Origin of the sequence: Colwellia echini (genome assembly GCF_002843355.2) — a bacterium.
In the GTDB taxonomy this organism is placed as follows: domain Bacteria; phylum Pseudomonadota; class Gammaproteobacteria; order Enterobacterales; family Alteromonadaceae; genus Colwellia; species Colwellia echini.
This window is the reverse complement of record NZ_PJAI02000007.1, coordinates 16,404-31,665: the sequence shown is the minus strand read 5'-3', so window position 1 is coordinate 31,665 and position 15,262 is coordinate 16,404. Positions and strand designations below refer to the sequence as shown.

At 37.5% G+C, this 15,262-nt stretch carries 8 protein-coding genes; 5 read left to right on the top strand and 3 right to left on the bottom strand.

Annotated elements, in window-relative coordinates:
• The first annotated feature begins 307 nt into the window (after positions 1-307).
• Together CWS31_RS07850 and CWS31_RS07845 are read left to right on the top strand one after the other, a co-directional pair.
• Positions 308-3,067 (top strand): TonB-dependent receptor, encoded by a 2,760-nt coding sequence (locus CWS31_RS07850; RefSeq protein WP_101342817.1) that lies wholly within the window; start codon positions 308-310, stop codon positions 3,065-3,067.
• Between the two features lie 335 nt (positions 3,068-3,402).
• Complete coding sequence (locus CWS31_RS07845; RefSeq protein WP_101342816.1) at positions 3,403-3,969, top strand: class I SAM-dependent methyltransferase; 567 nt, start codon at positions 3,403-3,405, stop codon at positions 3,967-3,969.
• Between the two features lie 125 nt (positions 3,970-4,094).
• Here the strand turns inward: CWS31_RS07845 and CWS31_RS07840 are convergent, their stop codons facing one another.
• Both CWS31_RS07840 and CWS31_RS07835 read right to left on the bottom strand, forming a co-directional pair.
• Positions 4,095-5,915: an alpha-amylase family glycosyl hydrolase gene (locus CWS31_RS07840; protein WP_101342815.1), complete on the bottom strand. Its 1,821-nt coding sequence runs from the start codon at positions 5,913-5,915 to the stop codon at positions 4,095-4,097.
• 151 nt (positions 5,916-6,066) lie between these two features.
• Complete coding sequence (locus CWS31_RS07835) at positions 6,067-7,695, bottom strand: alpha-glucosidase family protein (RefSeq protein ID WP_101342977.1); 1,629 nt, start codon at positions 7,693-7,695, stop codon at positions 6,067-6,069.
• Between the two features lie 561 nt (positions 7,696-8,256).
• Between CWS31_RS07835 and CWS31_RS07830 the strand changes: the two genes are divergently transcribed.
• The 3 genes from CWS31_RS07830 to CWS31_RS07820 all read left to right on the top strand — a co-directional run bounded on the left by CWS31_RS07830 (position 8,257) and on the right by CWS31_RS07820 (position 13,961).
• Positions 8,257-10,989, top strand: coding sequence for a glycoside hydrolase family 31 protein (locus CWS31_RS07830; RefSeq protein ID WP_101342814.1), 2,733 nt, complete (start codon positions 8,257-8,259; stop codon positions 10,987-10,989).
• A 3-nt stretch (positions 10,990-10,992) separates the two neighbouring features.
• Complete coding sequence (locus CWS31_RS07825) at positions 10,993-12,099, top strand: glucokinase (RefSeq protein WP_101342813.1); 1,107 nt, start codon at positions 10,993-10,995, stop codon at positions 12,097-12,099.
• 320 nt (positions 12,100-12,419) lie between these two features.
• Positions 12,420-13,961, top strand: a complete 1,542-nt coding sequence (locus tag CWS31_RS07820) for an MFS transporter (protein ID WP_246143436.1) — start codon at positions 12,420-12,422, stop codon at positions 13,959-13,961.
• A 116-nt stretch (positions 13,962-14,077) separates the two neighbouring features.
• On the opposite strand, the gene CWS31_RS07815 is transcribed toward CWS31_RS07820, so the two are convergent.
• The gene (locus CWS31_RS07815) at positions 14,078-15,094 is read right to left on the bottom strand and encodes a LacI family DNA-binding transcriptional regulator (RefSeq protein ID WP_101342811.1); all 1,017 of its coding nucleotides are present in this window, start codon (positions 15,092-15,094) and stop codon (positions 14,078-14,080) included.
• Between the last annotated feature and the right edge of the window lie 168 nt (positions 15,095-15,262).

Here is a 15,262-nt window from a genome sequence, read left to right as displayed (position 1 = left end):
AACTTAATCAGTTGTTGATTTTTAAAACAGCTACTGCATACGTATTCAATAGTACTGCCCCCCTCTGAATACGTATGCAGATCCTATTCAAAGCTATGTTTAGTCCTTTATATTGAAGTTGTTCCAAGGTGTTCGTAAAAATAGACGACTACAAAATATCTAAGAAAATATCAGATTGAACAATCTTCAATACAGCACATACAAATAATATAAAAAGACAACAACCGTTGTTGACTATAAAAATTAAGCTAACCGGAAGTTACTTGATTAACTAATTCAGTACTCAAGGATAGCTAGGGGATACACAATGATAAATTTCAAACCAAGTAAATTAACATTAGCGATTTTTTCAAGCGGTTTAATGGCATTAAGTTCGCAAAGCATCGCAGCAGAAGACTTTACACCTGATACTCAAACCGAAAAAGAAATTGAAACCATTGAGGTTTCAGGTATTCGTGGCAGTTTACAAAGAGCGCAAGCCATTAAAATGAGTTCAGAATCTATTGTAGAAGTACTTTCGGCAGTTGATATAGGTAAATTACCAGATACCAGTGTTGCTGAATCTTTAGCGCGTCTTCCTGGTGTAACCGGTGAACGTCGTAACGGTAGAACAAGTGGTCTATCAATACGTGGATTTAATGAAAACTACATTGGTACCTTATTAAATGGTCGTGAACTACTTGGTATGGGCGATAACCGTGGGGTAGAGTTTGATTTATATCCAACCGAAATAGTTGCTAACATTCTAATATACAAAACAGCTGAAGCAGGTCTGATGAATCAAGGTATTGCAGGTACTATTGATTTACAAACAGCAAGCCCGTTAAATTCACAAGCGTCAATGACTGTTAACGCGGTTTACGAGCAAAATGAAAAAGAGTCTGCTAACCCTGATTACGATAACAATGGTCATCGTCTATCTTTTAACTATATTGACCAATTTTTTGACGATACCTTAGGTATCAACTTTGTTGTTTCTAGCCAAGAAACGCCTCGTCAAGAAGAAAACTTCCGTGGCTGGGGCTACGCTGACACACCTGATGGCGATAAAATTTTAGGCGGCCATGACTCATTTGTTCGTTCAGCTTTAATGGAACGTAACTCAATCGCAACCGTTATTGAATACCAACCAACCGACCAACTTACCGTTAAATTTGACGCCTTATATATCGATTTTGAAGAAAATGATGTCCGTCGAGGTCTCGAAGAAGGTGGCCCAGTATGGGGTGGCGTAAACTATGAAGCAACGTCAATTGAAGACGATTTAGTGACTTCTGGTTACTGGGATGGTTTTTATTCTGTAGTACGTAATGACGCCAGATCACAAGAGTCTGAATTAACAACCTTCGGCCTAAATGTAGCTTATGAAATAAATAGCGATTGGACAGCAATGCTTGATGTATCAGTGGGTGACGTAGACAAATCACTTACCGACTTAGAAAGCTATTCGGGTGTTGGCCGTGCTGGTACTGATGGTCGTACATCAACGGCTCGCTCATGGGAAATGACTTCATCAGGAGCTATGTACAGCGCTCACCCAACACTACCTGGTGTTGATTTTACTGATGAAAGCTTAATGAGACTTGCAGGTCCACAATCGTGGGGAGCTCCAGTTATTGGTAGTGATGCACAAGATGGTTTTGTTAACCGCCCTGAGTTTACTGAAAATTTAGACAGCATTCGTATCGATATTGATGGTGTAGTTGATTATGGCATTATCAGTGGTATCAACATGGGGGTTAACTATTCTGAGCGTAGCAAAGATAAAGTTAACGAAGGTGATTACCTAACTTCACCTGAATACCCTGGTGATGCAGCAATTCCTAATGTATTAGGTATTGCTGACTTAGGCTTTATCGGTATTAATGGTGTACTTGCTTATGACAGTTTAGATTTATACCGCAGTGGTTACTACACAGCAACAGAAGCTTCTTTAGTACAAACTGACCGCTTAGGTGACACTTATACCATTAACGAAGAAACGTTAAATGTGTATGCAAAAATTAATTTAGCGGCAGAGTTTTGGGGCATTTATATGTCAGGTAACCTTGGCGTACAATATGTTGATGTAACTCAAGGTTCAACCGGCTTTTCAACGGTTGAAGATGAAAATGCTTATGTAGTGTCTACCGCTACAAGTGGCGGCGCATCATACTCAGATTGGTTACCAATGCTTAACTTGAACTTTGAAGTAGCAGAAGATCAATTTATCCGTACCGCTTTAGCTAAAGTACAAAGTCGCCCACGTATGGATGATCTACGTCCAAACTCTCGTGCTACTTTTGCTTATAATGATAATCAAATTCAAAGTGCTAACCCAGACAATGGTCCTTGGACTGGCAGCGCGGGTAACCCTGAGTTAGCGTCTTTAGCATCTAATCAGTTTGATATTTCTTATGAAAACTACTTTACTGACGATGGCTTTTTTAGTGCTGCATTCTTCTATAAAGATTTAACTAACTGGCACAGAACGTCAGATGCACTAACTGACTTTAGTGAAGTATATATCCCTGAGATTCATCAAGACTCTAACGGTGATGCCCCAGCGACATTACAAGGTTTAGTTAGTACAACTACAGATGGTTTTGAAGGTTTTGTACGCGGTTATGAATTTCAAGCCAGTGTACCACTTCGTGTAATGACTGATGCATTAGACGGTTTTGGTGTGGTAATGAGCGCTACTTTCTTAGACGGAAAACTAAGCGATGGATCGCGAGTTCCAGGACTTTCTGAAGAAAGTTATTCATTAACAGCTTACTATGAAATGCATGGTTTCGAGTTCCGTATTGCTGGTACTAAGCGTAGTGAATTCTTAACTGAAACACGTGGTAGTAGTCTTGCTTTACAAGCAACAGATGATGCCGGTGCTGAACTTTGGGATGCACAAATTAGTTATGACTTTGCTGAGTCTGGTTTTGATTCATTAGACGGTTTAATTATTTCATTACAAGGTCAAAACCTTACTAATGAAAATACCGTTCAAGCTGAAGCAACAGATATGAGACAAATCACCTCTTATCAATCGTTTGGTGCTAACTACTCATTAGGTTTGAACTACACTTTCTAGGTAGTTAAAATAACTTAATACGCTAAATAAAGCATCAAAGTAAAAGCCTGTCAGTACACTGACAGGCTTTTTTTTCGTTAAATACACATCAACTTTTTAACCTACCCTATACAACTATCAAAAAGTAAATTACCGTTTAAACCGTTATGCTCTATTTATTGTATGCATTAATTGGTTTTCTAATACATATTACACACGATAGAGCGGCATTACTGCCAAGATAAGGGTTAACTTTGTTCACGTTTGAATTATTACTTTTAAGCAGCTTACTACTTTTGACTTTATGGGTTAGTGGCTCCCTGATTTACAACACAATAAAACTAGGTATTTCACCCATGCCAAGCTCTAATAAAGCTTATCTAGCTATGATGCAATTAGCTGATGAAACAGGAAATGGGGCTATTGTTGATTTAGGCAGTGGTTGGGGAAGCTTTGTAATACGTATTGCTACGAGATATCCACACCGAAAAATAATAGGCTACGAGTTATCGTACCTGCCGTGGTTAATATCGACAATTTTAAAAAAACTGTTGAAGTTACATAACCTGACTTTGCATCGGCAGAACTTTTACCTAGCTGATCTTTCAAATGTCTCGGTAGTCGTGTGTTATTTATTTCCTGAGGCGATGGTAAAAATCAGCAATAAATTACAGTTAGAGCAAAGCAATGTAACTTTTTTGATTAGTAATAATTTTGCCTTACCTTATTCTATAGTAACTTCACAGCAAATCTCTAGCTCCTCAGCAAAGACACCTCTACAACTGAGACTGCAAAAGAGACTGCAACAAAGTAAAGTAATACACCTGACTGACTTTTATAAGTCCCCTGTTTACCTTTATGAGTTAAAAACAGATTATCTTAATGGGTTAAAAACAAAAGTTAATGTCGATCATATCGAGTGATAAATGGAGTGATAAGCAGAAGAGAAATCAGGTATAAAAAAACGGCTTCAATGTATATTGAAGCCGTTTCTATTGTTTATAGATGGGTAACTAAGCTTCCAACTAAGTAGAAATCATAAACATTTTTACAATTGATAAATAGCAAAACTCAATGGCGCTATTTCATCTGCTTTACTTGTTTCTACCGAGCTATACACTAATCTACGGTGACTATTATCAGTTAAAACACTAAGCTTTTGAGCTGTGTTCGCGGTATTAAAAACAATCATTAATTTCTGTGCTTTATGTTTTACCTTACTTTTTACTGCACTGCTATCAGTTGCCGAAATTTCACGAGTTATCGCGAATATCCCTGGCTTATCCTCTGCATAAACAACCGTTTGTTTACCAAAACGTAATGCAGGATATTGCTGATATAACTCGGCATATTTAGCAAAACTACGATAAAAAAGATGGTTAGTGTCAAAGTTATCATCAGCAGTAGTTAAGTCTGTAGCTAATAAATCATCGTCATTATAACTATCAACCAAAGACGGCATCATATCTTGACGCGATGCCTGATCGCCACCATCGCCTACAAACCCCTGCTCATCACCATAATAAATAACCGGTACTCCACGGCTGAAAAACATCATGGCATTCGCAAGTAAATTACGCGCTATTTGCTCTTGCTCTGAGTAATTATGTGGGCTTTGTGAAAGACCGTAAGCAAAACGTCCCATGTCGTGATTACCGGTAAAATTAACCAGCGAATTGGCATCCGTATTAGGAATGTACTTGTGTTTTGTTTGATAGAAGTGATCTTTAGCAAACAGTTGCTCTAAGACCTCTGTGCCTTGTTGTTCAATCAATGCCTTAGTTACAGCCCCTTGAAAGGCAAAATCTAATACCGTTGGGATTTTAGCTTCAGTACTATAACGGCTTAATATTTCAGGTTCATAACTGTACACTTCAGCAAACATAGTAAAATTGTTAATACCCTGCTCTTTTGCAAATTTTAGTAAAGCAGGAGAAAATAATTGCCAAAACTCAATGTTGACATGCTTTACGGTATCAATTCTAAAGCCATCTGGTTTGAATTCTTCAATAATATCTTTATAAATATCAATCATGCCATTTACAACGATAGCATTACCTGTGTATAAATCATCAAGACCTGAAAAGTCACCACGAACAGCGCTTTCACCATGCCAAAAAGAGTCGCCTTGATTGTGATATAAATTAGTATTATTTAACCACGCGGGTGATTTTAAAACTTCATCCCCCTTTGGAGTTATTGCTGTGTATTGATTACCTTCAGCAATTTGTGCCATGGATATAAATGGACAATCAGTACCTTCAGCTGCATCGACAATCCAACCTAAACCATCTTCACCATGGCATTCTTTGTACTTAATAACATCAGCGGTGTGGTTGGTAATTATATCGAAGAACACTTTAATATTACGTTTGTGTGCTTGATCAATAAAGTTTTTCAACTCGGCATTACTTCCAAGGTGTGGGTCTATTTCAGTAAAGTCTAGTATCCAATAACCATGATAGCCTGACGTACCAGCTTGCATAGCGCGGTTACGTAAAACAGGTGTTAGCCAAATAGCACTAATTCCCATATTATCTAAGTATGGTAGCTTTTCAGTCAAGCCAGCTAAGTCACCACCGTGATACATACCTTTATGAGTTTTATCTAGCCCGCCGTGAGAAGCAGCACGTTTTTTATCATTAGCATCCGCACCTAAATCATTACTGGTATCAGCGTTATAAAAACGGTCAGGTAAAACAAAGTAAAATACTTCATCTTGCAATTCTCGTTGTTGATAAGGTGCTAACGAGGCTGCCTTAGCTTTTAATTTCTCAGGTGCTTCTGCTGCAGTAGCGTAACTTGTATTGGAGGTGATACAAGCCAAACTTATTGCGGCTAATAGTGAACATTTTCTGATGAAGTTCATAGTGTACTCTCGTTAGGTAAACCACTTATTTAGATAAGTGGTTAATACTTAGTGGGATTAGTGGGATGTTGAATTCGCTTATGCTAACTCGCTAGTACCATTTAACCGCTAATAAATAGCAAGCACTAGCTTGAACCTATTGCTTTAAAGACTAAAGCTTACTGTAGTAACAGCCAAAAGCAGGTAATTGTAAGTTACCATCAACTATGGTGCCGCTAGTTAACTTATGACCTAATACTTCAGTCAAACTTTCGCCATTTTTAGTCAATTCAGATAAAGCAATAGTTTGTGCTTTATCGCTAAAATTAAAACATACTAAAAGCTTATCACCTTCAAATTGACGAACAAAAGCCAAAATAGGATCTTGCACTTCAATAAATTCAATGTCGCCGTAACGTAATGTCGGCTGCTCTTTACGCCAGCGATTAAAGTGACGGTAGCTGTTAAGTACTGAATCAGAGCTTTGATCTTGTACATCTACAGATTTGGCATAATGATCTTTTGACACTGGCAACCAGGGCTTGCCTTGTGTAAATCCAGCATTTTCTGCGTCATGTTGCCATGGATGCGGCGTTCTACAACCATCTCTGCCTTTAAACTGCGGCCAAAAGGTAATGCCATAAGGGTCTTGAATATCTTCATAAGCAATATCAGCCTCAGTTAGACCAAGCTCTTCACCTTGATAACTACAAATACTGCCACGTAATGATGAAATCATCGCAAACAACATTTTAGTAAAACACTTACTTTCATAGCCGCCCCATCTGCTAGCAACTCGCTCTACATCGTGGTTTGAAATAGACCAACATGGCCAACCGTCTGATACACGCGATTCAAGAGTTTGTACAACTTGCTTGATATAGCTAGCACTGAAGTTATCTGTTAATAAGTCAAAACTGTACCCCATATGCAAACGCGCATCACCTTGAGTGTACTCGGCCATGGTTTTTAATGAATCTTCAGAAGAAATTTCACCTAAAGCTACCGCGCCTGGGTATTGATTAAGTAAGCTGCGGATCTCTTCCATAAAACCAAGATTTTCGTCTTGAGTGTTATTGAAGTAATGATATTGATATGCGTAAGGATTTTTTTCATCAAAGCCAATGCTTGTTCTTAATTCTTTTGGTTTAGCAGGATTGTCACGCAATTGAGCATCATGAAAACAAAAATTAATCGCATCAAGGCGGAAACCATCTACACCACGTTTAAGCCAAAATTCAACATTGTCTAATACGGCTTTACGAACTTCAGGATTATGGAAGTTCAAATCAGGTTGGCTGGTTAAAAAGTTGTGCAAGTAATATTGTTGACGTCTTGGGTCCCATGTCCAACCGGTACCACCAAAAATTGACAGCCAGTTATTAGGTGCGGTGCCATCGGCTTTCGCATCTGCCCATACATACCAATCGGCCTTGTCATTGGTTTGATCTTCACGAGAATCTATAAACCATTGATGTTGATCTGAAGTATGACTCAGCACTTGGTCTATCATTATTTTTATGCCTAAAGCATGAGCTTTAATAACAAGCTCATCAAAGTCGGCTAACGTACCAAAAATAGGGTCAATATCACGATAGTCACTAATATCGTAACCAAAATCTTTCATTGGTGATTTGAAGAATGGAGAGATCCAAATTGCATCAACACCTAAGCTGGCAATATAGTCTAACTTACTAATAATACCCGGTAAGTCGCCAATACCATCTTGATTTGCATCATAGAAGCTTCGCGGATAAATTTGATAAATTACCGCACCACGCCACCACATTTGATTATTCATTTGAAACTCCTGCCAATTTGCTAATAATGATACTTGCATCACCTAAGTACTAACTCTAATGACTATTTAATGATTAACATCAGCACAAAAAATGCTGCTAACTCTAAACATTAGTATTAGGTGTTACCTCAGTAATAATTACCTCAGCAGTCGCCGAGCAAGTATTTAATATTTCTTTTTTTATTAGAATACGCAAATTAGTATCTGTCTGAAAGCCTCTGCATACGTATGTATTACGATTATTCACAATTACATACGTATGTAGTAAAAATTAAAAACATGAAGCAATCATGCATACGTATTCAAGATGTTGTCAGCCTATAGTAGGGTTATTATCGTTGATGATTATGAGTAATGACTATTTATAATGAACTCGGTTTAATAAATGTTTATATAGCAACTATATTCCTGAACTCATCATTAAATTAACTTGCGATAAACGTACGTAGACATAACTCATGTTCAACTCATTCGCCATACTTAGTTGTAATGCAAGCTTACAACTAAACTTATTAATTAAAGCTAAAATTAATACCAATACTAAAAAGAAAGGGGATTGCTTTGCATAGACTCACATTGAAATACTTCAACGCTAACAACTTAACAAGTCTATTGACTTGCTTATTCACTTGTTTATTCACTTATTTCGCTATTTTAACGCCAGCTTTTGCAACCGATGCTAATTATCTGAACCATAAAATAAAAAGTAACAGCCTTGTTATTAATACCAGCCAAGCAAAAGTTACTTTAAAAGCTTATGGTGACGGAGCAATAGCAACTCACTATCAGCGTCATGATGATGTATTTCCTGCTAGCCAACTACCTTCTTTTGCCATTAAAGAAAATGCGCAAACCAATGACTTTATTATTCAAGAAAACGCTAAACAATTAATCCTAACACTTAATAAACTCAGTGCAGTTATTACTAAAGCCCCCTTCTCTATTAGTTATTACCAGGAAGACGAAAATAATAAAAAACAATTACTCATAGCAGAAGAACAAGGGTTTTTCAGCGGTTCAGTTAGCGAAACAACTGAAGTAGAAACAGTAGAAGAAAATAAGGATGACACTACAGAAGCTACAGCTGATAGCGTTAAAACAGTAAGCGAAGTCACTGAAATATTACCCGTACAAGGTTTTCGCTTTCAATTAACCGACACTGAAAAATTACTCGGCGGCGGAGAGCGAGTATTAGGTATGGACAGGCGTGGCCATAGCTTCCCGCTATATAACCGCGCACATTACGGTTACACCACAGAATCTAACCAAATGAATTTTTCAATACCGGCGGTAATGTCGAGTAATAAGTATATTGTACTGTTTGATAACTCAGCCAAAGGTTATATGGATTTAGCCAAAAAAGACGACAATATATTAGAATTTTCGGCCGTTGCAGGACGCATGGCTTATATTGTTTTTGCCGCAGACACCTACCCTGAACTTATGAAAAACTATGTTGCGGTAACTGGCACTCAACCTTTACCTCCGCGTTGGTCTTTGGGAAATTACGCTTCTCGTTTTGGTTATAGGAACGAATCAGAAGTTATTGAAACAGTTAATAAATTTATCGATTTAGATTTTCCACTAGATGCCATCGTTTTAGATTTATATTGGTTTGGTAAAGATATTCAAGGCCACATGGGTAATCTTGACTGGGATAAGGAGGCCTTCCCTACCCCGGTAAAAATGATCCGCGAGATTAAAGCTAAAGGCGTTAAAACCATTTTAATTACCGAGCCTTTTATCTTGAGCACTTCAAAAAAATGGAATGATGCTGTTGAACATGAGGCATTAGCTAAAGATAAAAATGGTAAAGCGAAACAATTTGATTTTTATTTTGGTAACACTGGCTTAGTGGATGTATTTAACGACAAAGGTCAGCAATGGTTTACTGATATTTACCAAACACTTTATCAACAAGGCGTTGGCGGTTGGTGGGGAGATTTAGGCGAGCCTGAGGTTCACCCAAGCGACACATTACATACCTTAAGCGATGGGAGTGTTGTTAATGCTGATGCTATTCATAATGTTTATGGTCATCAATGGGCAAAAATGGTGTTTGATAATCAACTAAAAATTAGCCCTGATGAAAGACCATTTATTCTAATGCGTTCAGGTTTTTCCGGCTCTCAACGCTATGGCATGATCCCTTGGACAGGAGACGTAAGTCGCTCTTGGGGAGGCTTAAAACCACAAGTAGAATTAAGCTTACAAATGGGTATATTAGGCATGGCTTACACTCATTCAGATTTAGGCGGTTTTGCTGGTGGTGAAAGCTTTGATCAAGAAATGTATATTCGCTGGTTACAATACGGGGTTTTCCAACCTATTTACCGCCCACATGGACAAGACAACATAGCACCTGAAGCCGTATTTCACGACAAAAAAACGCAAGATATCTTAAGAGAATACATCAAACTTAGATATAAGTTGCTGCCATACAACTACACCTTAGCTTATCAAAATAGCACCACGGGTATGCCCTTAATGCGCCCTATTTTCTTCGAGCAAATTTTTGATAGCTCACTTAAAACAAATAAAGCTAAAACCACAAGTGTTACAAATAAAAAAGATTTGAATGTCTTTGATAATGCTAGTAGTTACTTTTGGGGTGATGCCTTTTTAGTAACACCAGTAGTATCGCCTGATGTTAAGTCGGTAGCGGTAAATCTTCCTGCGGGCGTGTGGTTCGATTATTTTACTGATGAAAACACGCCAGCTAAAAAATACCAAGGTCAACAAACGGTTAACTTACCAACCAGTTTAGAAAAGTTACCCGTATTAGTTCGCGCGGGCTCATTTATTCCTATGGTTGATGCTATTCAATCAACCCAAGATTATGACGCCAGTAAATTAACCTTACATTATTATGCCGATAGCTCAGTAACTTCTGCTGAATATGAAATGTATGAAGACGATGGTGAAACTTATCAAGCGATTGAAAAAGGCTTATTTGAATTACTCCAATTCTCTGCCCAGCAGAAAAAACAGTTAACTATCAATCTAAAGCATACAGGTAATGGTTACAAAGGCATGCCGACTGAGCGAGCGATGACAGTAGTGATTCATAACGTTACTAAAGCTCCTAGCAAAGTAAGTTTGAATAATGCGGAAATTCGTAATGTAAATCATGTACAAGCCGCGCAAACAGATAATCAAAAAGCTCAAAAAATTAAGAACAATCATACGGAAAGTGATGAGTTTACAGAAAGTGTTGTTTGGCAAGAGAACAACAACACCTTAACAATCACTTTCATTTGGCAACATAAACCTCTTACTTTAACCGTAAAATAAATTATGACTATAAATATACCTAATACACAGCAAAGCGCAGAATATAGCAAACAAACAAACACGATCCACCTTATTGCAGATATTGGTGGTACTAATATCCGTTTAGCACAAGCTTCGGCTAATAATGACTCGACAAATCATGCTTCGACTAAAATTGATATTAATGAAATTGAAACCTATCAATGTAAAGAGTTTGCTAGCTTAGCAGATGTTGTTGCCCATTATATCGAAGTAAAATCACTTAGCGGGTTTAATATAAACGCTTGTTTAGCTATTGCTTGTCCAGTCGATGAAGACTTAATTAGCATGACTAATTTACCTTGGAAATTTTCTCAAAAAGAGCTTAAAGCCACATTAAAACTGAACGAATTAACCTTTATTAATGACTACACCGCAATAGCTATGTCTATTCCGCTTTTATCCGATCAACAAAAAGTAAAAATTGGCGGTGGCAGTACTATAAATGGAAAACCTATTTCGGTATGCGGACCAGGGACTGGTTTAGGTGTTGCTAACTTAGTACCACTTAATATTGGTGGCAAACAACAATGGCATTGTATTAGTGGTGAAGGCGGACATATTGACTTTGCAGCTATCAATGACCAAGAAAAGTACGTACTAAATTTCATTCAAAATATAAAAAAACGCGTTTCATACGAACAATTATTGTCAGGCTATGGTCTAGAGCAAATTTATCAAGCGTTAGTAGCATTTGACCAAGCTAATCAATCTAATCAGCCTAATCAATCTAATCAAAGTAAAGGAACAGCAAGTACTACTATTAAAAGTGCCCTGCTACCTAAAGAAATCACCGCCAATGCGCTTAACGGCAGTTGTAATATATGTGAGCAAACATTATCGCTTTTTTGTGAAGTACTCGGTAGCTTTGCCGGTAATCTTGCCTTAATAATGAATAGCCAAGGTGGGGTTTATATTGCGGGTGGTATAGTTCCGCGCTTTATTGATTATTTACAAGCAAGTAATTTTAGAAAACGCTTTGAAGCCAAAGGACGCTTATCACACATTACTGAACAAGCACCAACTTATGTGATCACAGAAGAGCAGCCTGGCTTACTCGGCGCAGCCGCTTTTATCTTACAAAGTAAATAAATTTTTATTCTGTAAAGTTTTTAAGTGTTTTTGTTCAAATAATTTTATTTTATGGGGTAATGACTAAACTGAATACGTATGTAAGCGCTAGTGATAGCGCAATAATGTGCGTATATTAAAAGTCGTGTTTTAGTGTTGGCTCAACGAGCTTAACCTATTTCCATTCTCACTTGTTTGATACTTCAAAGGTACAAAACCTAATACGTACAATCTCTACTAGGTATAGACCATTGGTATAACGGCCTATTATTTGGGTAACATTAAATAATAGGCCGACTTTTTAAAGACACTTCAAGACAAGTAGTAAAAACATAATAATAATGGTCCCACTAAATAAGCGAGATAATGATATGGGTAATCAAATAAATCCGAGTTCACAACCGAACCCGAATTCACAAAATCCGAGTTCGCAACAAAATACACAACAAAAACCACGTTTGAGCTTTTGGCAGATATGGAATGTAAGCTTTGGTTTTCTCGGCGTACAATTTGGCTTCGCTTTACAAAATGCTAATGCCAGCCGAATACTTTCTGATTTAGGCGCAGATCTACACTCATTATCTTTATTTTGGTTAGTTGCGCCAATCATGGGCTTGATTATTCAACCTATTGTCGGTGCCGCTTCCGATAAAACTTGGAACCGCGTTGGTCGACGTAACCCTTATATATTAGCTGGCGGTATTGCTGCAGCCGTTGGTATGTTATTAATGCCAAATTCAGGCACTTTAGCTAGTTTTATAACCCCACTATTTTTTGGCGCTATGATGTTAGCCCTAATGGATGCGTCTTTTAATTTAGCATTTCAACCTTTCCGTGCTTTAGTATCAGATATGGTGCCTGCCGAACAACGCAACATAGGTTATTCAATTCAGTCCTTTTTAATTAATATTGGTGCTGTTTTTGGTTCTATTTTACCTTTCGTATTAACCAATGTTATTGGCTTAGAAAATACTGCAAGTACAGGTCAAGTAGCGCCGTCGGTTATCTGGGCATTTTATATTGGTGCATCCGTAATGCTTGGCTCTGTATTGTGGACAGTATTACGCACTAAAGAATATGCACCCGGTACTAATGGTTTAGCTGAACTCGACCTTGATAAAAAACAACAAACGTTAGTAGAAAAACTAGCTGAATTTTTCTCTTTAGTAAAAACAATGCCAACCACTATGAAGCAACTTGCCATAGTGCAGTTTTTTTCATGGTTTGCGTTATTTATAATGTGGGTTTACACCATGCCAGCAATTGCTCAACATATTTGGGGTATAGACGCTAAATGGTTTGATCCTGTTTATTTAGAGTCAATTGGTACTGTGCCCGCGAATGTTGCCCAAGCTAAAGGTACCGCTGGTGACTGGGTAGGGATTATTTTCGCCGCTTATGCACTTTTTGCAGCAATAGCATCATTATTTATGGCGAAAGTAGCAAATAAAATTGGTCGAAAGTTAACATATTCAATCTCATTATTAGCAGGTGGCGTAGGCTTTTTAAGTATCATGTTTATGCAAAACCCTGAACTCATTTTAGTTAATTTAGCGATTACTACTATTGAAGTGCCGCAAGGCGCTGTTTCATTATTTTTACCTATGGTGGGCGTTGGTATAGCATGGGCAGCAATATTAGCTATGCCTTACTCAATTTTGGCGGGGTCATTACCGGTAAAACAAACTGGGGTTTATATGGGGATATTTAACTTTACTATTGCCGCTCCGCAAATTGTGTCTGGCATTTTAACAGGCTGGTTATTAACAGCGTTATTCGATAATCAAGCAATTTATATAATTATGCTTGCTGGTGTTTCGATGATTTTAGCTGCTATTTCAGTTTACTTTGTTAAAGAAAAAGCAGAGCAACCAATCATTTAAATTGAATTAGTTTAGATTAAACTTTAGATAAATAAAAACCCCTTTAATGCAAATTAAAGGGGTTTAATTTTATACTTACTTTGCCAAGTGCCTGCCTAGGGTAATAACTTGAACAGTTAACTAGACTTACGAATAACCAACTCAGGGGCTATTAAGGTGGTTTTTGCCTCTCCACCTTGAATCATAGTTAATAAGGTTTCTACTAATAACTCCCCTGCTAACTGAGTATCTTGTTTTACCGTTGTTAATGACGGAAAAGTAAAACTCGCGATCGCAATATCATCAAAGCCAACTAAAGATACTTGCTCAGGAATTGTAATATTATGTTCCTGTAATGCACGTAAAGCGCCAACGGCAATAAGGTCACAGGCGGCAAAAATAGCATCAAACTGTTCACCACTAGCTATTAACTCACAAGCGGCTTTATAACCTGCATCTTCGGTATATAGCGCATTAAATTGCAAATCCGCATTAACTTTAAGTCCGTGATTTTCTAAAGCATGGCAATAGCCTTTATAACGATCAAAAAACTCAGGTGCATGAGAAGAAGCTGTACCTAAAAAAGCTACCTGCTTACGACCTTGTTTAATAATATGATCTGCGACCTCTATACCACCTTGGTAGTTGTCACAGCCGACCGAAATAAGTGGTAAGTTTTTAACTTCAGCCCCCCAACGAACAAAGTGCGTTTCTTGATCGAGTAATTTCAATAACTTTTCTTCATAAGAAAGGTAATCGCCATAACCTAATAAAATCAAGCCATCCGCTTTATTGCTGTCTTCGTAATCAGCATGCCAGTCTTCACTTGCTTGTTGAAACGATACTAATAAATCATAACCTCTATTTGAACAAGCGCGGGTTATACTACCTAACATAGATAAGAAAAAAGGGTTTATAGCTGAGTCGTCATTGGTTGGATCTTCAAATAACAAAAGAGCAATGGTATCGCTGTGCTGCGAGCGTAAACTACTCGCGTTTTTATCGACTTTATAGTTCAGCTCTTTGGCAATAGCTTGAATTTTTTCTCGTGTTGCTTCATTAACTAGTGGGCTATTTCGTAGAGCCCTTGAGACAGTAGACTGAGAAACACCAGCTCTAAAAGCGATATCAAATGACGTTGATTTTTCTTTCACGCGACCTACCTAAACTAATAAAATAACAAGATAAAAGGAGTAAATAATATACCTGAGCAATTCACTTAAGTATAGAAAACTAAGCAATGCTTTGCACTTTAAAGTGGCAATTTATTATAAATAATTTATCTTGTTATCATTAAAAAATAGAATAATTTCATAGGGATG

What these genes read in the sequence shown, in the direction of transcription:
- CWS31_RS07850 (WP_101342817.1), top strand. Translation starts at nt 308, where the DNA reads ATGATAAATTTCAAACCAAGTAAATTAACATTAGCGATTTTTTCAAGC.
- CWS31_RS07845 (WP_101342816.1), top strand. Translation starts at nt 3,403, where the DNA reads ATGCCAAGCTCTAATAAAGCTTATCTAGCTATGATGCAATTAGCTGAT.
- CWS31_RS07840 (WP_101342815.1), bottom strand. Translation starts at nt 5,915, where the DNA reads ATGAACTTCATCAGAAAATGTTCACTATTAGCCGCAATAAGTTTGGCT.
- CWS31_RS07835 (WP_101342977.1), bottom strand. Translation starts at nt 7,695, where the DNA reads ATGAATAATCAAATGTGGTGGCGTGGTGCGGTAATTTATCAAATTTAT.
- CWS31_RS07825 (WP_101342813.1), top strand. Translation starts at nt 10,993, where the DNA reads ATGACTATAAATATACCTAATACACAGCAAAGCGCAGAATATAGCAAA.
- CWS31_RS07820 (WP_246143436.1), top strand. Translation starts at nt 12,420, where the DNA reads ATGGTCCCACTAAATAAGCGAGATAATGATATGGGTAATCAAATAAAT.